The organism is Actinomycetospora sp. NBRC 106378 (assembly GCF_030269685.1).
Classification (GTDB): Bacteria; Actinomycetota; Actinomycetes; order Mycobacteriales; family Pseudonocardiaceae; genus Actinomycetospora.
On the sequence record NZ_BSTT01000009.1, the window covers coordinates 18,745 to 37,868 of the forward strand.

At 76.3% G+C, this 19,124-nt stretch carries 18 protein-coding genes; 6 read left to right on the plus strand and 12 right to left on the minus strand.

All coding sequences use genetic code 11. The annotated features are described in order from the left end of the window. Window positions 1-3 precede the first annotated feature (3 nt). Together mshB and QSK00_RS19445 are read left to right on the plus strand one after the other, a co-directional pair. Complete coding sequence (gene mshB / locus QSK00_RS19440) at window positions 4-870, plus strand: N-acetyl-1-D-myo-inositol-2-amino-2-deoxy-alpha-D-glucopyranoside deacetylase (protein ID WP_285593517.1); 867 nt, start codon at window positions 4-6, stop codon at window positions 868-870. Next, complete coding sequence (locus QSK00_RS19445; RefSeq protein ID WP_285593092.1) at window positions 867-1,232, plus strand: hypothetical protein; 366 nt, start codon at window positions 867-869, stop codon at window positions 1,230-1,232. Before mshB ends, QSK00_RS19445 begins: the two co-directional genes overlap by 4 nt. Before the next feature lie 376 nt (window positions 1,233-1,608). Here the strand turns inward: QSK00_RS19445 and QSK00_RS19450 are convergent, their stop codons facing one another. After that, entirely contained in the window at window positions 1,609-2,220 is a 612-nt protein-coding gene (locus QSK00_RS19450; RefSeq protein ID WP_285593093.1) for a hypothetical protein, read from the minus strand. Between the two features lie 10 nt (window positions 2,221-2,230). Here QSK00_RS19450 and QSK00_RS19455 point away from each other — a divergent pair, with 10 nt between their 5' ends. From QSK00_RS19455 to dapC, 3 genes are all read left to right on the plus strand, one after another. Continuing rightward, window positions 2,231-3,076 carry a hypothetical protein gene (locus QSK00_RS19455; RefSeq protein WP_285593094.1) on the plus strand — a complete coding sequence of 282 codons (846 nt, stop codon included), beginning with the start codon at window positions 2,231-2,233 and terminating at the stop codon, window positions 3,074-3,076. A 178-nt stretch (window positions 3,077-3,254) separates the two neighbouring features. Further along, the gene (fdxA, locus tag QSK00_RS19460; protein WP_179796706.1) at window positions 3,255-3,575 is read left to right on the plus strand and encodes a ferredoxin; all 321 of its coding nucleotides are present in this window, start codon (window positions 3,255-3,257) and stop codon (window positions 3,573-3,575) included. Further along, entirely contained in the window at window positions 3,572-4,666 is a 1,095-nt protein-coding gene (gene dapC / locus QSK00_RS19465) for a succinyldiaminopimelate transaminase (protein ID WP_285593095.1), read from the plus strand. Before fdxA ends, dapC begins: the two co-directional genes overlap by 4 nt. Window positions 4,667-4,670: 4 nt before the next feature. Here the strand turns inward: dapC and QSK00_RS19470 are convergent, their stop codons facing one another. The 3 genes from QSK00_RS19470 to QSK00_RS19480 are packed head-to-tail and all read right to left on the minus strand — an operon-like array spanning window position 4,671 to window position 8,544. Next, window positions 4,671-5,366 carry an SDR family NAD(P)-dependent oxidoreductase gene (locus tag QSK00_RS19470; protein WP_285593097.1) on the minus strand — a complete coding sequence of 232 codons (696 nt, stop codon included), beginning with the start codon at window positions 5,364-5,366 and terminating at the stop codon, window positions 4,671-4,673. Continuing rightward, on the minus strand, window positions 5,363-6,289 hold the full coding sequence (locus QSK00_RS19475) for a DMT family transporter (RefSeq protein WP_285593100.1): 927 nt from the start codon (window positions 6,287-6,289) through the stop codon (window positions 5,363-5,365). The genes QSK00_RS19470 and QSK00_RS19475 overlap by 4 nt, the downstream gene beginning before the upstream one ends. Next, a complete protein-coding gene (locus tag QSK00_RS19480) occupies window positions 6,286-8,544 on the minus strand; it encodes a WS/DGAT domain-containing protein (RefSeq protein ID WP_285593104.1) in 2,259 nt (752 codons plus the stop codon). The genes QSK00_RS19475 and QSK00_RS19480 overlap by 4 nt, the downstream gene beginning before the upstream one ends. A gap of 26 nt (window positions 8,545-8,570) precedes the next feature. On the opposite strand from QSK00_RS19480, the gene QSK00_RS19485 reads away from it, so the two are divergent. Beyond that, window positions 8,571-9,725, plus strand: a complete 1,155-nt coding sequence (locus QSK00_RS19485; RefSeq protein WP_285593106.1) for an MGDG synthase family glycosyltransferase — start codon at window positions 8,571-8,573, stop codon at window positions 9,723-9,725. Here the strand turns inward: QSK00_RS19485 and QSK00_RS19490 are convergent. The 8 genes from QSK00_RS19490 to QSK00_RS19525 form a co-directional block, all read right to left on the minus strand. Further along, window positions 9,722-10,381 carry a VC0807 family protein gene (locus QSK00_RS19490; RefSeq protein WP_285593108.1) on the minus strand — a complete coding sequence of 220 codons (660 nt, stop codon included), beginning with the start codon at window positions 10,379-10,381 and terminating at the stop codon, window positions 9,722-9,724. The genes QSK00_RS19485 and QSK00_RS19490 overlap by 4 nt on opposite strands. A 105-nt stretch (window positions 10,382-10,486) precedes the next feature. After that, on the minus strand, window positions 10,487-11,500 hold the full coding sequence (gene hpnH / locus QSK00_RS19495; RefSeq protein ID WP_285593111.1) for an adenosyl-hopene transferase HpnH: 1,014 nt from the start codon (window positions 11,498-11,500) through the stop codon (window positions 10,487-10,489). 3 nt (window positions 11,501-11,503) lie between these two features. Then, window positions 11,504-13,063, minus strand: coding sequence for a 4-hydroxy-3-methylbut-2-enyl diphosphate reductase (ispH, locus tag QSK00_RS19500; protein ID WP_285593113.1), 1,560 nt, complete (start codon window positions 13,061-13,063; stop codon window positions 11,504-11,506). Then, on the minus strand, window positions 13,060-14,949 hold the full coding sequence (gene shc, locus QSK00_RS19505) for a squalene--hopene cyclase (protein WP_285593115.1): 1,890 nt from the start codon (window positions 14,947-14,949) through the stop codon (window positions 13,060-13,062). Before shc ends, ispH begins: the two co-directional genes overlap by 4 nt. Before the next feature lies 1 nt (window position 14,950). Beyond that, window positions 14,951-15,982: a polyprenyl synthetase family protein gene (locus tag QSK00_RS19510; protein WP_285593117.1), complete on the minus strand. Its 1,032-nt coding sequence runs from the start codon at window positions 15,980-15,982 to the stop codon at window positions 14,951-14,953. Then, window positions 15,979-17,316 carry a hydroxysqualene dehydroxylase HpnE gene (gene hpnE, locus QSK00_RS19515; protein ID WP_285593119.1) on the minus strand — a complete coding sequence of 446 codons (1,338 nt, stop codon included), beginning with the start codon at window positions 17,314-17,316 and terminating at the stop codon, window positions 15,979-15,981. Before hpnE ends, QSK00_RS19510 begins: the two co-directional genes overlap by 4 nt. Beyond that, window positions 17,313-18,218 (minus strand): squalene/phytoene synthase family protein, encoded by a 906-nt coding sequence (locus QSK00_RS19520; RefSeq protein WP_285593121.1) that lies wholly within the window; start codon window positions 18,216-18,218, stop codon window positions 17,313-17,315. Before QSK00_RS19520 ends, hpnE begins: the two co-directional genes overlap by 4 nt. Further along, window positions 18,215-19,087 (minus strand): squalene/phytoene synthase family protein, encoded by an 873-nt coding sequence (locus tag QSK00_RS19525; protein WP_285593123.1) that lies wholly within the window; start codon window positions 19,085-19,087, stop codon window positions 18,215-18,217. The genes QSK00_RS19520 and QSK00_RS19525 overlap by 4 nt, the downstream gene beginning before the upstream one ends. Window positions 19,088-19,124: the final 37 nt, after the last annotated feature.

Genomic DNA, 19,124 nt, shown 5'->3' on the forward strand with positions numbered 1-19,124 from the left:
CGCATGGTGCTGGTCCACGCCCACCCGGACGACGAGACGATCACGTGCGGTGGGCTCATGGCCCGCGCGGTCGACGCCGGGTGGGACGTCACGCTCGTCACCTGCACGCTCGGCGAGCTCGGCGAGGTGATCCCGCCGGAGCTGAAGTACCTCGAGGGGTCCCCCGAGCTCGCGCAGTACCGGGCGAAGGAGCTCGCCGCCGCGTGCGCCGCGCTCGGCGTCACCGACCACCGGTTCCTCGGCGAGGAGGGACGCTGGCACGACTCGGGCATGGTCTCCACCGGCGAGGGCATCCGGGCGGCTGCCCCGGCCCACCTGTCCGAGGGTGCGTTCGCGACGCGGGCGGACGTCGACCTCCAGGTCCACCAGCTCGTGGAGATCCTGACCGAGACCGAGCCCGACGTCGTCATCAGCTACGACGCCTCGGGCGGCTACGGCCACCCCGACCACGTCCGCGCCCACGAGATCACCGGCGGCGCCGTGGAACGGATCGACCCGCTCGGGCAGCGGGTCGCGCTGTACGCGGCGGTCTCGCCCCGCGGCGACGTCGAGCGCGGTCTCGCGTCCCTGCGCCGGCGTCCCTGGCTCGGGCTGCCGGTGCCGGACGTCAGCGGCCTGCCGACGGTCCCCGACGACGTCGTCACCGTGCGGGTCGAGCTCGGTCCCGCGCGGGTGCGCAAGCTCGCTGCGCTCCGGGCGCACGCCACCCAGATCACCGTGCTCGACGACGGGTCCGAACCGCCGGCCTACGCGCTCTCCAACGAGCTGGCGCAGCCGGTCGTCGGGGTCGAGGGCTTCGTGCTGCTGCGGGGTCCCGACCGAGATCGAGGGGAGCACGCCGATAGGGGGTTGGCGGCGCTCTCGGCGTGAGGGTGCTGGTCCTCGCGGTCGTCCTGCTCGACGTCGCCCTGCTCGCGTTCACCGAGGTGGCGTGGCTGACCCTGACGGTGGGGTCGGTCCTGCTGCCGGTGTCGATCCTGGTGGCGGCGGTGACGACCCCGCTCGCGGTGCGCGTGGTCGACCGCTGCTTCCCCGGGTCGCGGCTGGTCTTCGCGCCGCTCGTGACCTGGTTCCTCGTGGTCGTCGTGTTCGGCTTCTGGGGCCCGGCCGGGAGCGGGACGTTCCCGCCCGACTGGCGGGCGCTCGTGTTCATCGCCGCCGGCCTGTTCCCGGGGGTCTGGATCGCGAGCCGTCCCGTACGCCCGTCGCCGTCGGGGGACGTCGCGGCCTGAGGTCGCCGTGGGCCGCCGCGCCTGCGTCCTGTCGTGGTCTGCGGCCGCCGCCCGCCGGCCTCGTCGGGGTCAATCAGAACGACCGGGCGACGGGTCGACGTTCGAAGGCCGCGACGAGAGCAGGCCCGCGGGGATACGCCGCCCAGCCGTGCGCCGCACGCACACACTCGGGGCGATCGGCGGACCGATGTCGGTGACCCCGACGCGGGACGCACACACCCCGCCACCGACGCCGGCGCGACCCGTCCGACCGACGCGTGCCGGCGCGACCTGTGTGCGTGGCGCGTCGGGGTCCTCCAGGTCGGGTGCCGGGCCGACCGAGGTGTGTGCGGGACGCGCAGGAGTCGGGCCGGGTGCGGGACGCACCGCTGCGGGATCAGCGGCGCCGGTGCTCCGCCCCGGACAGCCCGATCAGCGTCCACACCGCCGAGATGCCCAACATCGGCACGGCGACCGCCGCGATGTTCGGCGCCAGGTCGATGTCGATCCGGCACGCGGCGAGCAGGGCCACGGCGACGACCATGCCCAGCACCCCGTCGCCCACGCGGACCGACCGGGGCGGGGGAGGTGGCCGGTGGGCCGCGGCGGCTGCGGCGGCCGCGCGCGGACCGGGAGCCGCACCGTCCATGACGACCGGCCCCGACCCGACGTCGGGAAGGTGCTCCCCGCGCCGCCGGGGGAGGTCGCGGCCGACGAGCTCGTCCACGGCCGCGGCGAGCCCGGCGTGGGAGGTGCGCACCGTGCGCGACCCGTGTCGCAGCACGCGCCGCCCGTCGGCGGAGTGCTCGGCGTACTCGACCTCCCACTCGTCGAGTCCCTCCAGCGGCCGGAAGAGCAGGCGGCGTTCGCGCCGTCCGGAGGCGGGGAACCACCACGAGACCGCACCGCCCCGGCAGGCGCCGTAGTGCGCGCCGAGCGCGGTGAGGTGCGGGCCGACCGCTGCCCGCACCGCGTTCGCCCGGATGTCCACCACCTCACTGTGACCCACGGCATGCGGTGTGGCCACCCCCGCATTCGGGCATGAGGCGGGCATGGCCGCCGTCTCCGACGAGTACATGATCAGCGTGCTGCGCCCGTTCGTGGCCGCCACCGGCCCGGTGCTCTCCGGGCTCCGGGACGCCGACCCGTTCCGGCTGGGCAAGCTCGCCCAGCGCCGTGCCCTGGAGCTGGAGGGGCCCGCGCCGGAGGAACCGCCGGCGAAGGGTCGGATCGGGAAGCTCGGCCGGACCGTCCGCCGGTTGCGCAGCCGCGTGCTCGACCGCCTCGCCACCTCACGCCTGCCCGGCACGCCGCGGTGGGCCGTGATGTCGCACGAGGAGCGGGACCAGTGGTGGGTCGGCCGGGTCGGCCGGTTCACCTCGGCGATCGCGGCGATCCCGGGCATCGGCGGGGCCCTGGCCCGGCGGCTGCCCGTGTCGGACATCCTCGGCCTGTCCGCCCAGGGGCTGGTCGTCTGTGCGATCGCGGGCGAGCACGGGGTGACCGACCGCGACGAGCAGGTCCGCCTCCTCGCCGCGGTGCTGTTCGAGCGCGACCTGGCCCCGGAGGGCGACGCCCACGGCGACCAGGTCGAGCGCGACGCGGCCGACCTCACCGGCGACCTGCACCGCGAGCACTCCGGCGACAGCCGGCTGCGGTCGCTCGCCCGCGCGGTGTGGCGGATGGGGCGCTCGCTGTTCGCGCTGCACGACGAACTCGGCCGCCGGCCGCAGGGACGCCGCTTCTGGCGGGCCGTCGCCAACCTGCCCGTGGTCGGCGCGTTCGGCGCCTACAAGGCCGAGCGGTCGGGCCTCAAGCGGGCCGCGAAGCACGCGGCCGCGTGGGTGGCCCGGGAGCACGGGTAGCCGCGCCGACCGGTTCGCGACGGATGTGGCGCCTGACACGTCGTGGGACGGGCGACCCGCCCGGGCACGGCGCGCCGTCGAACGGAATACTGCGGGGGCGTTTCATCGCCGTGTGCGGGCCGACCACCACCGGCCCGGTGGTGAGGACACTCGAGCTGAGTAGGGAGCAGGAGCCGACGTGACGTACGTGATCGCCGAACCGTGTGTGGACGTGCTCGACAAGGCGTGCATCGAGGAGTGCCCCGTCGACTGCATCTACGAGGGCGGGCGGATGATGTACATCCACCCCGACGAGTGCGTCGACTGCGGTGCCTGTGAGCCGGTGTGTCCGGTCGAGGCCATCTACTACGAGGACGACGTGCCGGACCAGTGGTCCGTCTACACCCAGGCCAACGTCGACTTCTTCGACGAGCTGGGGTCGCCGGGCGGTGCCTCGAAGGTCGGCAAGACCGACAAGGACGCCGGCCCGGTGCCGAGCCTCCCGCCGCAGGGCGAGTGAGCGTCCCACCCCTTCCGGACTTCCCCTGGGACAGTCTCGCCGCGGAGACGGCGACGGCGCGGTCGCACCCCGACGGCGTCGTCGACCTCTCCGTGGGCACCCCGGTCGACCCGGTGCCCGCCGTCGTCGCGACCGCCCTGCGGGAGGCCTGGAACTCGCCGGGCTACCCGCAGACGCACGGCACGCCGGCGTTGCGACTCGCCGTCGTCGAGGCGCTCGCGCGGCGCTTCGGCGTGACCGGGCTCGAGGCGGACGCGGTGCTGCCCACGATCGGGTCGAAGGAACTGGTCGCGTGGCTGCCGACGCTGCTCGGCCTGCGCGGGGCGACCGTCGCGATCCCGTCGCTGGCGTACCCGACCTACGAGGTCGGCGCCTTGCTGGCGGGCGCCGAGGCGGTCCGGGTTCCCGACGAGGGCTCGCTGCCGCCCGGCACGCGCCTGGTCTGGCTGAACTCGCCGTCGAATCCGACGGGGCGGGTGCTGTCGGCCGAGGCGTTGGCCGCCCGGGTCGCCGAGGCCCGCGCGATGGGCGCGGTCGTGGCGTCCGACGAGTGCTATCTCGGTCTGCCGGGCCCGGGCTCCGACCCGGTCTCGGTCCTCGACCCGCGGGTCCACGGCGGGTCGCTCCAGGGTCTGCTGGCCGTGCACTCGCTGTCGAAGACCTCGCAGCTCGCGGGCTACCGCGCGGCGTTCGTCGCGGGTGACCCGGCGCTGGTGTCGTCGCTCCTGGCGGTGCGCAAGCACGCCGGGATGATCGTGCCGCGCCCGGTGCAGGAGGCGATGACGGCGGCGCTGTCGGACGACCTGCACGTGGTCGAGACCCGGCAGCGCTACGACGCCCGCCGCGCCGTGCTGCGGCCGGCGCTGGAGAAGGCGGGCTTCACCGTCGAGCACTCCGAGGCCGGGCTCTACCTGTGGGCGACCCGCGGCGAGCCGTGCCGCGCGACCGTGGCGTGGCTGGCCGAGCGGGGCGTGCTCGTCGCGCCGGGGGAGTTCTACGGTCCCGACGGCGGGTCGCACGTGCGGATCGCCCTCACCGCCTCCGACGAGCGGATCGCCGCCGCGGCGGAGCGCGTCACCGGCCACCACTAGGCGCTCAGGAGCGCGGCGCGCACCGGCGGTAGAGCCCGGGCGCCGCGCCCTGCACGACCGACGCCACCCGGAGCCACCGCGGCACGAACACCTCCGCCCGACGCCGGGCGGCGCCGCGCAGGAGGGCATCGGCCACCACGTCGGGTGACACGGGACGCGGGATGCGGCGGTCGTAGCCGCGTCGGGCGAGGAACGGGGTGTCGACGGCCCCGGGCAGCACGGTGGTCACCCCGACGTCGTCCGATTCCAGGCGCAGCGCGTCGGCGAAGGCCCGGAGCCCGGCTTTCGCCGCCGAGTAGGTCGTCTCGCCCGCGACGCCGAGCGCGGCGATCGAGGCCACGAACACCACGTGGCCCCGCGCGGCGACCAGGCCCGGCCACAGGGCGCGGGTCAGCTCGATCGGCGCCTCGAGGTCGGCCGCGAGCAGCGGTCCGACCGGGGCCGCCGTCGGGAAGGGGGCGTAGGCGCCGACCCCGGCGGCGTGGACGGCGAGCTCGACGGGGCCGGCACAGGCCGCGGCGACCGCCTCGCGGCCTGCGGCGGTCGTCAGGTCCGCCCGGACCGCCGTGCCGCCGGTGGCCGTGGCCACCGCGTCGAGACGGTCCGCGTCGCGGCCCACGAGGACGAGCGGTCGCCCCGCGAGCCGCCGGGCGACGGCCGCACCGATCCCGGACGACGCCCCGGTGACGAGCGTCGTCACCGGTCGCGGCCCTCCCACACGGCCGCGTCCTCGGGGGCGGTGCCGCGCCGCAGCAGGACCGTGCTGCGCAGCGTCACCGACGCGATCCCGGCCAGCACGACCACCCCGGAGACGACCTGGCCGACCAGCAGCGGGCCGGAGGTGTCGATCGTCTCGCCGAGCCAGGCGATGCCGGCGAACACGGCGACGATCGGGTCGACGGTGGTGATGACGGCGACCGACGGCGAGACCAGGCGACCCTGCTGGAACGTGTTCTGGCTGAGCAGGAACCCCATCGGCCCGACCACGCAGGCGGCGTAGAGCGCGGGGGTGGTGAACAGCTCGCCCGCGCCGCCGCGGACCGCCGTCGTCACCGCCTTCATGAGCGCGGCCGTGACGCCGAACAGGATGCCGGTGCCGAGCGCGAGAGCGAGGACGCGGCTCGGGTGGGTCGAGACGCCGGCCCAGACCAGACAGCCCGCGAGCACCACGACGAGGGCGACGAGGAACGCCGGGCTGTCGGTGACGTCGAGGTGCTCGGCGTCGGGACCGGCGGCGACGGGTCGGGCCTGCAGGAGGAACCCGGCGAGCCCGGCGGCGGTGAGCAGGCCGCCGCCGACGACCCACCGGTCGGGGGCCCGGCGGTGGAGCAGCGCCGAGAACACCCCGGCGAACACGCAGCCGGTGACGAGCAGCGGTTGGACGATCGTCAGCGGCCCGAAGGCCAGGGCCACGAGCTGCATGGCCAGCGCGAGGATCGTCGTGACGAGCCCGAGCAACCACCACGGGTGGCGCGCCAGCTCGACGAGCAGCCGGGGGGAGAGGGTCGGCGCGATCGGGACCTCGTGGGTCGCGCGTTGCTGGGCGGCGCTCGACATGCCGAAGCCCGCCGCCCCCAGCACGGCCGCGGGCACGGCGACCAGCAACGACACCGTGTCCGTCACCGGACCGCCCCTCCCACCGTCACGTCCCCATGCTCCTCCCGCGGCCGGAGACCGGCCGGGCCGCACAGCCGGGACACGGCGGCGTCCACGCGTCCGGGGACGTCGAGGGCCGGGTCGACGACGTCGTCGCCGAGGGTGATGCCGACCCCGAGCGTGTCGGCCCACGCGATCACGCCGAACGCGAGCCCGACGCCGGGCGCGAGCGGCAGGATCGGTACGACCTGCCGGACCCGTCCGCCGCCGATGTGCAACGGCCGTCGCACGCCCGGCATCACCGATGCGAGCAGGTGGAAGAACGCCGACCGGTAGGTCAGCCGCGCGAAGGCCCGCTGCACGGCGGCCGGCATCCGGCCCAGCACGGCCAGCACCGCGACCGCCCCGTCGTCCTGCCCGGATCCCTGTGCGGCCGTGAGCGCCGCGGCCACCCGCACCAGCCGGTCGGTGGGTGGCATCGGGGCGATCGGGAGGTCGATCGCGACGGCGGCCGTGCGGTTCCCTGCCGCCCCGGTGGGGCCCGGGCCGCGGAGCCGGGCGGTCAGCGGGACCATCGTCCGGATGGTCGGCGCCCCCGTGCCCGCGAGGGCCTCGGCCAGCACCGTCAGCGCCAGCACCGTCGTCGACACCCCGTGCGCCCGGGCCGCCCGCCGGACCGCCGCGGCGTCCCAGGCGCGGCCGACGTGCCGGCCCCCGTTGCCGCGGCCGTTCCCGCGCGGCAGGGGACGGCGGCCCGCGAAGCCCCGCCCGGCCAGCGCTGCCACTCCGCGCAGGGTCGCGACGGCGGGCCGGTGCGGGTCGGGCTCGCCGCGGCGGGTCGTCGGGAGCGCGGCCGCCTCGTCGGTCAGCAGCCGCACCAGGGCGTCGGTCACGGCGAGCCCGTCGCCGAGGGTGTGGTGGACCGCCGCGGCGATCGTGACCTCCCGCGGCCCGGTCGCCGTGGACACGAGGCGCCAGCCCGTACCGCGGGGGTCGACGGGCGCGGCGAGGACCTCGGCGCCGAGCGCGTCGGGGTCGGTGGCCGTCGTGGAGGCGAGGTGGTCGGCGGGGTCGGGGACGACCGGCACCCACGTCCGTCCGACCAGTCGTCGGGCGAGCAGCTCCAGGCCGGCCGCCCGGTCCAGCACACGCTCGGCGAGGAGGGCCGGCCAGTCCACGTCGGGACCGGACTCCACGACGATCCGCGCTCCGAGGACCTGGGGGACGGACCCGGTCGCGGCGTCGAGGAACAGGGCGTCCTCCGCGCGGAGCGGGGCCCGGGCCGTCCCGAGGACGGAGGCGACGGCGCCCGCGAGGTCGGGTGCGGTCGAGGTGGGCGGGGCCGCGAGGTCGCCGCGCAGCGCCGCGGTGAGGTCGCGGTGGGTGCGGCAGTAGCGGGCGAGCCCGGCGCGGGCGAGGACGAGCGCGTTGTCCCGGCCGTGCCCGGGCACCGGGTCGACCACGAGCAGCGGGGTGCCGCACGCGAGGGCCTCGAAGCAGCTCGCCCCGCCGCCGGTGGTCACGACGGCGTCGGCGCAGCGCAGCTCGGCCGCGGGGTCGTCGATCCACGGGCGGACCTCGACGCCCGGGCCGACGAGCCGCGCCCGGACCGCCGGGTCGGCGTGGGCGGTGACGACGTCGGCCCCGGCCGCCCGCGCGGCAGCGACGATGCCCGGGAGATCGCCGAAGCCGAGCGAGCCCGTGGTGACGTAGACCCGTCGTCGGGAACGGGAGGTGCGCGGCCCCGTGCCGCGCCTGACGGCGGCGACGGGGTGGTCGACGAGCTCCACCCGCGCGCCCGGGGCGTACCGGGCGACCCGGCGGGCCGCCTCCGGCGTCGTGACCAGGTGCAGGTCGAGGTCGGCATCGCACCACAGCGGCTGCGGGGCCGGGTCGGCCGGCACGACGACGGCGGGCACGGGCAGCCGACCGCGGCGGCGCAGGTGGCCGAGCGCGGCGACGCCCTCGGGCACGGTGGTGACGACGAGGTCGGGCCGGTGGACGCGCATGGCGGCGTCGACGGCGCGGGCGTGGAGGCGACCGAGGACCGCGCGTGTGCCGGCCCGGAAGACGGCGACGTGCCCGAGCAGCCAGTAGTGCAGGGCGTAGAGCCACGGCAGTGTGCGCACACAGGTCGCGTAGACCCGCTCGGACGTCGCCGAGCCGCCGAGCACGTCGACGACCCGCACGGATGCCGCCGGCCACCGGGCGGCGACGCGTTCCGCGACGGCCGCGGCCGCCGCGTCGTGCCCGGCGCCGATGGACCCGGTGAGGACCAGCACCCGGCTCGGCTCGTTAGCGTGCGGACGTGCGGTCACCACGGCGCGTCCTGCCACGAGGGTCCGGCTCCGCTGCGCTGCGCGTCCTGCTCCTGTCGGCGCCCGTGGGCGAGGGCCACGTCGCGGCCGCCCGGGCGCTCGCGGCCCGGATGCGGACGCTGTGGCCGCATGCCGAGGTGAGCGAGGTCGAGACGGTCGCCGGCGGACCGCGGCGCACGGCGCTGCTGACCGGGGCCTACCAGGTCGTGATGCGGTGGGCGCCCGGGCTGTACGGCGTCGCCTACGACGTGCTCGGCCGCCTGCCCCGGGTCGCGGTGCTCTTCCAACGGCTCGGCGCCCCGGCGACCGCCCGATCGCTGCGACCCGTGCTGCGGGCGCACGCGCCGGACCTCGTCGTGTGCACCTACCCGGTGACCACCGGCGGGCTGGCGCTCCTGCGCCGCCGGGGCGAGCTGACGGCCCGCACGGTCGCGGTGGTGACCGACCCGGCCGTGCACCCGTTCTGGATCTGGCCCGACGTCGACGAGACCTGGACGATGCTCGACTCCGCGGCCGCCGACGCCCGTCGGCTCGGCGCCCGGGACGTCCGGGTCGTCCCGCCGGCGGTCGGTCCGCGGTTCGGCCCGTCCGGGGCCGGCAGGAAAGCGTCGTTGCTGCCACGTGGTGACAGCTTCGACGCTTTCCTGCCACGAGGGGGGATCACGGTGCTCGTCACCGGCGGCTCGCTCGGCTTCGGCTCCCTCGAGGCCGTCACCGATGCGGTCCTGACGGCGGGTGCGCGGGCGGTCGTCCTCGCCGGGCGCAACGACGATCTGCATCGCCGCCTGACCGCCCGTCACGACCTCCGGCTGCGCGTGCTCGGCTGGACCGACCGGGTCCCGGAGGAGATGGCCGCCGCCGACCTCGTGCTGACGACCGGCGGCGGCATGATCGCCGCCGAGGCGCTCGCGGTGGGTCGGCCGGTGCTGTTCGCGACGCCGGTCCCCGGGCACGGTCGGGCCGCCGCACGAGCGCTGGCGGACGCGGGGCTGGCGGTCGCCTGCCCGACGGCGGACGACGTCGCCCGCGCGGTGGCGGCCCTGGCCGCGGACCCCCGTCGTCGGGACGAGCTGGCCCGGGCGGCGCGGGCCTTCTCCGCCCGCGACCTGGACGCCGAGCTGACCGCGCTCGCCGCACGCTGCTAGGCGGCGGCCGGGCCCAGCCGCAGCCGCACGCCCTCGCCCGCGAGCGAGGACCGGAACCACCACAGCGAGATGGCGATGCCGACCGCGACCACCGACCAGGACCCCGCCGTGGACACCACGAGGTACTCCTCGACGGTGGAGAGCGCGAGCGTGGTGACGGTGGTGACGCCGTTGACGACGAACACCGCCGCCCACAGCAGCGACACCCGCCGGAAGAACTGCTGCACCTTCGGCCGGGACGTCAGCGCGTCCGGGAAGGCCACGAAGTCCTCCGCGAGCCGTGCGAGCAGCGGGCGCCCACCCCCGATCAGCGTCACGAGCAACGCACCCGCGAAGAGGAAGTTCTGCGCGGACGGCTGCAGGAAGTAGAGCAGCGCGCTGCCCGTCCAGAGCCCGACCACCGTGCGGACCACGAGGATCGCGGTCGACAGCAGCAGGATCGACGGGAGCGCCCGCCGGCGGACCAGCCGGGCCGTGATCGCGAGACCCGACCAGGACAGCGCCGCCCACAGCCCGGCGTCGAACCCGGCGGTGTGCAGCAGCACCGCGAAGAGCCCGAGCGGGATCACCGTCGACTCCAGCAACGGGACGAGCGCGTGCCGGGCCATCTCCCGCCAGTGCGGCAGGTGGATGGTGACGGGGGGAACATGCGCCATGGGGGTGCAGGACCTCTCGACCGGGTAGCGGACGAGGCCCACGGTAGACGGTGCGATGACGCGTAGTGACAGACCCCACCGTGTTTACCCGGTCTTCACGGACGATCAATTACCCACCGTGTCCAGACCGGCACGAATGGACTCCCGGAGCGAGCCCATCGTCGCGAACACCGCGGAGGGTTCGTACCCGCAGTGCGCCATGCAGTTCTCGCACTTCTCGTTGCGGCCCCGGCCGTAGGCGTTCCAGTCGGTCTCCTCGACGAGCTCGCGGTAGGTGGCGACGTACCCGTCGTCGAGCAGGTAGCAGGGCTTCTGCCACCCGAGCAGCGAGTACGACGGGATCGCCCAGGCCGTGCAGTCGAAGTCCCGCCTGCCCTCGAGGAAGTCGAGGAACAGCGGCGAGTGGTTGAGGCGCCACTTCCTGCGCCGCCCGTCGGCGAACGCCTTGCGGAAGAGCTCGCGGGTCTGGTCGACCCCGAGCCAGTGCTCCTGGTCCGGCGCACGCTCGTAGGCGTAGGCGGGGGAGATCTGCATGTTGTCGACGCCGAGGTCGTCGTTGAGGTAGTCGAGGACGTCGATGACGTCCTGCGGGGTGTCCGTGTCGAAGAACGTGGTGTTCGTGTAGACCTTGAACCCGGCCGCCTGGGCCTGCTTGATCGCGTCGACCGCGGCGTCGAACCCGCCGACCTTGCGCACCGAGGCGTCGTGCCGCTCGCGCAGCCCGTCGATGTGCACCATCCAGGCGAAGTTGCGGTGCGGCGAGAACCGGTGCAGGTGCTTCGGCAGCAGCAGCGCGTTGGTGCACAGGAAGACGATCTTGTTCCGGTCCAGCAGCTGCCGCACGATCTCGTCGATCTGCGGGTGCATGAGCGGCTCGCCGCCGGCGATCGAGACCATCGGTGCGCCCGCCTCCTCGATGGCGCCGACCGCCTGCTCCACCGGCATCCGCTGCTTGAGCAGCGACGCCGGCTGGGCGATCTTGCCGCAGCCCGCGCACTTGAGGTTGCAGGCGAACAGCGGCTCGAGCTCGACGAGGATCGGGAACTTCTCCCGGCGACGCAGCTTCTGGGCCATGAGGTAGGTACCGAGCCGGATGCTTTGGCGGAGGGGGAATCCCACTGCTCAGCTCACTTCCTTCGGGAGGGTGAAGCGGACGTCCTCGGTGGTGGTCCGTCGGGCGGTGACGGTCACGGGACCGAGACCGCGCAGGACGGCGACGACGCCGTCGACCAGGTGGTCCGGGGCCGAGGCCCCGGCCGTGACGGCGACGCGACGGGCACCGGCGAGCCAGGCGAGGTCGAGCTCGTCGGAGCGATCGACGCGGCGGGCGTCGGTCCCCGCCCGGGTGCCGACCTCGGCCAGGCGCACCGAGTTCGACGAGTTCGGCGATCCGACGACGACGAGGCGGTCGGCCTCCCCGGCCACCGCGCGCACGGCGGCCTGGCGGTTCGTGGTGGCGTAGCAGATGTCGGCCGAGCGGGGCTCGGCGAGCGAGGGGAATCGTCGGCGCAGCACGGCGGCGATGGCCTCGGCCTCGTCGACGGCGAGGGTGGTCTGCACCGCGGTGGCCACCCGGGCGGGATCGGGGGCGTCGACCGTCTCGGCCTCCGCGACGCTGCCCACCACGACGACGTGGCCGGGTGCCTCGGCCCCCTCACCCACGGTCCCCTCCACCTCCTCGTGCTCGGCGTGCCCGATGAGGAACACCGTCGCGCCGCGGTCGGCGTGGCGGCGGACCCCGGCGTGGACCTTCGTCACCAGCGGGCACGTCGCGTCCACCACCCGCAGGTGCCGCTCGGAGGCCGTGCGGCGCACCGTGGGGGCCACCCCGTGGGCGGCGAACACCAGCACCGCGCCGGGCGGGACCTCGTCGGCCTCCTGGACGAACACCGCCCCGCGGCGCTCGAGGTCGGCGACGACGTGGGTGTTGTGGACGATCTGGCGGCGCACGTAGACCGGCGCGCCGTACCGGTCGAGGGCCTCCTCCACGGTCGTGATCGCCCGCTCGACGCCCGCACAGAACGACCGCGGCTCGGCGAGCAGCACCTCGCGTGCCGCCGTGGCGTCGCACCAGGCCCGCAGCACCGGGGCGGCCCGGCGCAACGATCGGAGCGCGGCGATCCCCCGGCGGACGGTCCCGGGGTGCACCAGCGGATGGTGCGGGGTGTCCACGATCGCCCGCACCACCGCGGACGGGACGGTGTCCGACACCAGCCACGCCGACTCGGTGTCGACGGCGAGGGCGGGACCGCCCCGTGTCAGCGGTGTGCCACCGCTGACGTCGGATGTCAGCGGTGTGCCACCGCTGACATCGGGTGTCCGCCGTGCGCCACCGCTGACGTCCGGCGGTTCCGCGAGGCGGGCCCGCTCGGCCCCGGTCACCACGTGGTCGGCCGACACCACCGGCCCGACGTGGACGGTGAGCCCCGCCGCCCGCAACGCCGACGCGAGGACGCCCGCCGTCGGGACCGGCACCGACCCGCCGTCGGGGCCCCGCACCGCCGAGGCGACCACGAGGTCGCCCGGCGCGATCCCGTCCACGAGCGCCCCGGCGACCCCGGCGACCAGTCGCGGCCGGTCTCCCAGCGCGGCGGCCGCGCGGAGGGCCCGACGGGGACCGGCGCCACACCGGACGGCGCCGGGTACGGCCCACCGTTCGACGGTCAGGGGCGTGACGATCATGCGTGCACCCACCGGCCGAGCGCCGACACCGGGAAGACGACCCGGTAGAGGTGGTAGGCGATGTAGAAGTCCCCCGGGAAGCCAGTGCCGGTGAACTGGTCCTCGTCCCATCCGCCGTCGGGTCGCTGGTGGTCGACGAGCCACGCCACCCCGCGTTCGGCGACCGGCCCGCGGTCGCCGGCCGCGAGGAGCGCCAGCAGCGCCCAGGCGGTCTGCGACGGGGTCGACGCGCCACGCCCGATCCAGGCCGGGTCCCGGTAGGAGCGCAGGTCCTCGCCCCACCCGCCGTCGTCGTTCTGGTGCTCGTGCAGCCAGCGCACGGCTCGCCGGACCGGTCCCGACGACGGGTCCACCCCGGCGGCCACGAGCGCGGGCACCACCCCGCCGGTGCCGTAGAGGTGGTTCGCGCCCCAGCGGCCGAACCACGACCCGTCGGCCTCCTGGTGGTCGAGCAGCCACCGCACCCCGGCCGTGCAGTCGCGTCCCTCGGCCGCGAGGGCCTCGACGACGTGGGCGGTGACGTCGGCCGACGGCGGGTCGATCACCTCGCCGAAGTCGCAGAACGGCAGCTTCGTCACGAGGGTCTTGACGTTGTCCGCGTCGAACGCGCCCCACCCGCCGTCGGCGCTCGCCATCCCGGCCATCCACTCGACGCCCCGCTCGACCGCGGCGCGCAGTCGCGCCGGGTCCGGGTGCGCGGTGCGGCGCAGGGCGAGGACCACCTCGGCGGTGTCGTCGGTGTCGGGGTAGACGTCGTTGGCGAACTCGAAGGCCCAGCCGCCGGAGGGCAGCGTCGGGCGGCGCACCTGCCAGTCGCCGTCGGCGGTGACCTGCTCGTCGAGCAGCCACGTCGCGCCGGCGACGACCGCCGGGTCGTCCGGCGCCACGCCCGCGTCGAGCAGGGCGTTCACCGCGAGGCAGGTGTCCCACACCGGGGACTGGCAGGCCTCCAGCCGGATCACGGGGCCCTCGTCGGAGTCGGTGACCAGCGTGAACCCGTCGAGCCCGGCGAGCGCGGCGGCGACGGCGGGGTGGTCGCGCGGGTAGCCGAGCAGCACGAGCGCCATCACTGAGTACACCCACGGCGGCTGGATGCCGCCCCACCCGCCGTCGGCCTCCTGGCGGGCCAGGATCCACTCGGCGGCGCGGCGCATCGCCCCGCGGCGGACCGCGGCGAGCGGGCCGCGGCGCGCGGCCCGTCCGTAGGCGTGCAGGGCGACGTCGAGGCGTTCGAAGAAGCCCGACCAGGACAGCAGCGGCGCGCGGCGGGCGGGCGGCTGCGGGACACGGAGTTCGTCGATGCCGAACGCGACTGGTGTGGCCGGCCGCAGGGTCGCCACCACGGTCAACGGCACGACGGTCTGGCGCGCCCAGCACGCCCAGTCGGAGACGTTGAGCGGGAACCAGGTCGGCAGCCCGATCAGTTCGGGCGGCATGGCCGGCAGGTCGTCCCAGCTCCACAGCCCGACGAGCGCGAGCCAGATGCGGGTGAACACCCGTGTCCGCTCCACCCCGCCCTGTCCCCGGACGAAGGCAGCGGCGCGGCGCATCGCGGGGGCGTCGGCGGGGTCACCCGCCAGACGCAGCGCGACCCAGGCCTCGACGGTGGTGGACAGGTCGCCGGGCCCGCCGTGGAACGTCGCCCAGGTCCCGTCGGCCCGCTGCTGCGACCGGATCCAGCGGGCCGCCCCCGCCGTGCGGGCCGGATCGGAGAGACCCAGCACGTGGCGCAGCAGCAGGTCCTCGGCGTCCATCGTGACGTTGGTGTCGAGGTCCCCCTTCCACCAGCCGGCGGGGTCCTGGCGTCCGCGCAGGTGTGCGACGGCGGCGTCGAGCGCCTCCCGGGCGGTCCTCGTCCCGACGACGGGTGCGGTGGAGACGGTCACGTCAGGCCTCCCGGTGGGCGAGGTGGTGGGCGAGGGCGTGCAGCTCCGCGCGCGCGGGGGAGTCGGGCAGCTCGTCCAGCGCGGCCCCGGCCGCGGTGAGTCGACGGCGGGCCTCGGCCTCGGCCCAGGCGCGGCCCCCGCCGGCCTCGACGAGCGCGGCGGCGCGGCGCAGGGCGAGGTCGTCGGCGGCATGGTCGGCGGGGCTCGCGAGCCAGGCGGCCAGCTCCCGTCCGGCCCGTCCGCCGTGGGTCAGGGTCGCGGTGACCGGCAGCGACTTCTTGCGCTCCCGCAGGTCGGCGAGCACCGGCTTGCCGGTCACCGCCGGGTCGCCCCAGATACCCAGCAGGTCGTCGACGAGCTGGAAGGCGAGGCCGAGCTCGGCGCCGAACGTGCGCAGCGCGGCCCGGTACGCGGCGGGCGCGTCGGCGAGGACCGCGCCGATCTCCGCGGCGGCGCCGAGGAGCGTGCCGGTCTTGCCGTGCGCCATCGCCAGGCACTCGTCGACCCCGACGTCGTCCCGGTCGACGAACGCCACGTCGGCGACCTGGCCGCCGACGAGCTCCCGGACCGTCGTGGCGAGCAGGAGGGCCGCTGCCGAGCCACCCGCCTCGAGCAGGACCTCGGTGGCGAGCGCCAGCATCGCGTCGCCGGTCAGCACCGCCGACGCCGCGCCCCAGCGGGCCCACACCGTGGGCCGGTGCCGGCGCTCGGCGTCGCCGTCGATGAGGTCGTCGTGCACCAGCGAGAAGTTGTGCACCAGCTCCACCGCGACGGCCCCGGGCACGGCGGGCGCCGCGTCCCCGCCGCACGCCTGCGCGGCGAGCAGCGTGACCGCGGGCCGCAGGGCCTTGCCGCCGCCCCGCACGGGCGCGCCGTCGGCGTCGGTGAAGCCCAGGTGGTAGGCGCTGCGGGCGGCGCTGGTCGGGTCGAGCCGCGCGACCGCGCCGCGCAGCGCCGGGTCCACCAGCGCCCGGCACCGCCCGAGGACCGCGGGCACGTCGATCGCCGCCCCGACCTGCGGCGCGGCCGTCACGCGGCCACCCGGTCCGCCGGCCCGGGCGGGGCCACCACCGCGGCCGCCGTCTCCCCACTGCGCACGGCACCCTCCATCGTCGCGGGCCATCCGGTGTCGGTCCACGCCCCGGCCAGCGCGAGGCCGGGCACGGACGTGGTCGCGGCCGGTCGGTGGGCGGCGGTGCCCGGGACCGGCCGGAAGGTCGCCCGCGGTTCGCGGGTGACGAAGGCGTCCAGCAGCTGCGCGGGTCGGGCCCGCGGGAGGAGGGACGCGAGCTCGGCAGTGAACGTCGCGACGAGATCCGCGGTCGGACGGCGCAGGTACGCGTCGGCGGCGGAGAGCGACACGACGACGTACTGGCCGGCGTCACCGGGCCGGGTCCGGTCGAAGACCCACTGCACGGGCGACTCCAGGCCGGCGGCGAACGGGACGTCGAGGACCGGGCGGTCGTAGTGCAGGTGCACGTCGACGATCGGGCTCGCTCCGAGGGCCGCCGCGTCGAGGGCGAGCCGGGACGCCACGGGCTCGGGCAGCACCGTCGCGGCGGCCTCCGGCGGCAGCGCGCAGACGACCGCGTCGGCGGCGAGGGTCGCGCGGCGGCCGTCGCGACCCGTCGTCGTGACCCGGAGGTCCGGCGCGACGGCCGTGACGCGTGCCCCGGTCTCGACGACGACGCCCGCGGCCGCCAGCGCGCGGCGGGCCCCGTCGTGGTGCAGCTCGCCGAGGGGAACCCGGGCCCAGCCGATGTCGGCGGCGTCGGCGTCCCCGAGTAGGCCGAGGCGGAAGACCACCGCGGCGAGGGCGAGCGAGGCCTCGTCGGCCGGGAGGTTCAGGGTCGGGAGCCCGATGAGGTCCCACACCCCGCGCACCGCGGCGGGCGACTGGCCGTGCCGGCGCAGCCAGGCGCCGAAGGTCTCGCGGTCGCCGGCCGGGTCGGCGGGGTCGACGCCGCGCAGCGCCAGCGCGGCCCGTCCGAGGGCGAGGCGGGCCCGCAGGGGGACCGGGTCGTAGCGCAGCAGGCTCCCGGCGAGGTGGAGCGGGGCAGGGGCGCCGGTGCGGCGCAGTCGGGCGGGGGCGCGGCCGGGGCGCAGGACGGTGACGTCGAGGCGGTCCTGGAGCACGGTCTGCTCGGTGACCCCGAGCCGGTCGAGCAGGTTCCGGTAGGCCGTGCAGCAGCGCAGGAACACGTGCTGGCCGGCGTCGACGCCCCGACCGGCCCGCTCGAAGGAACCGGCCAGGCCGCCGAGGCGCGGGCGGCGCTCGAGCAGCGTCACGGCGTGGCCGGCGTCGGCGGCGCAGAGCGCGGCGCGGAGGCCCGCGAGGCCGCCGCCGAGCACCGCGACCCGGCTCACCGTCCGGCTCCCACGAGCGAGCGGACCGCGACGAGAGCCTTCTGCCGTCCGGAGAGGGAGAGCCTCCGGTCGTAGGTGCGGCGGGGGTCGTCGGCGATCTCGTCGAGGAGCCGGCGGTAGATCCCGGACATCGCCGTGGTGCAGGCGGCGGAGCGACGGTCGAGCATCGGGACGAGTCGGAGCCCCTCGGCGTACCAGCCGCGGGCGCGGGCGGCGGCGTCGCGGACGACATCCGCGAGCGCGCCGTCAGGGTCGGCCAGCCGCCCGTCCGGTCCGAGCCGAAGGGCGACCCCGGCCCGGTCGAGCTCCTCGGCCGGCAGGTAGATGCGGCCGTTGCCGAGGTCCTCACGGACGTCGCGGAGGATGTTCGTCTGCTGCAGGGCGAGCCCGAGGGCGTCGGCGAGGGGCGCGGCCTCCTCGACCGGCACCCCGGCCCGCGTCCCGAACACCCCGAGGCAGAGCCGCCCCACCGAGCCGGCCACGCAGCGGCAGTAGCTGAGCAGGTCGTCGAAGGTCCGGTACGGGCGGGCCGGCGTTCCCGTCGTCGCGTAGGCGTCGTCGGCGGCGACGTCGGCCGCCACCCCGTCGACGAGCTCGTCGAAGGCGCCGAGGGGCACGGGGAAGCGCCGCACGGCGTCCGCCACCGCGACGAGCACCGGGTCGTCGCCGGCGTCGTCGGGCAGGCGTCGGATCCGCGCCCGCACGTCGTCGAGGGCGGACTGCTTGGCGGCGGTCGCGCCGGGCTCGTCGCCGATGTCGTCGATGCGGCGGGCGAGGGCGTAGACCGCGGAGAGCGCGGCCCGCCGGGGCGGGGGCAGCAGCCGGATGCCGTAGTGGAAGTTGCGCGCCTCGGTGCGGGTGATCTCCTCGCACATCGCGTACGCGGCGGTGGGAGTGGTCATCGGGTCTCCTGGGAGCGGGGGAGGAGGAGCAGCCGGACCACGTGCCGGGCGACGTCCCGACGACGGGTCCGGGCTGGTCGGCCCAGGACGTCCCCGCCCGTGCGGCGGAGCGCGTCGGCCGCGGCGAACCCGCCCGCGGCGTAGCCCGCGACGGCGAGCCGGGCGGGTCCGCGCAGGCGCGCCACGAGCGCCGCGCCCGACGTCAGGAGCTCCCGCGCCGTGGCGGTCTCGGCGAGGACGAGGCGACGCAGCGTGGTCCCGGCGACGGGCGCGTCGAGGTCGGCGGGGGTGACGCCCGCGGCGGTGCGGGCGTCGGCGGGCAGGTAGATGCGGCCGCGCCGCCGGTCCTCGCCGACGTCGGCGAGGTGTTCGAGGAGCTGCAGCGCGACGCAGACGGCGTCGGAGGCCGCCAGCACCGCCGGCGTGGTGGGGACCGCGAAGACCGCGAGGACGAGCCGGCCGATCGGGACGGCGGAGAGTCGGCAGTAGGCGAGGAGGTCCTCGCGGGTGGCGTACCCGGTGACCTGCTGGTCCTGTCGGTTGGCGGCGACGAGGTCGTGGAAGGGCTGCTCGGGCAGCCGGTCGGTGTGCGGAGCGAGGTCCGCGACGACGGGATGCCGTGGCGCCGCGCCCGCGAAGACCCGCCGGACGTCGTCGTCGAGCGTGTCGAGGGCGGCGAGCCGGACCGCAGGGGTGGCGTCGCCCTCGTCGCCGACGTCGTCGACCGTCCGCACCACCCGGTAGACCGCCAGCAGCTCCGCGCGGCGCGCAGCCGGCAGCACGCGCAGCGCCACCGGGAAGTTCTCCGCACGCTCGGCCTGCGCGAGCCGGGCCGGCGTCGTGGGGGACGCCGGTGAGCCTGTTGGCATGCGTCCGATCGTGCTTGTGGCGCACACGACAGGTCTT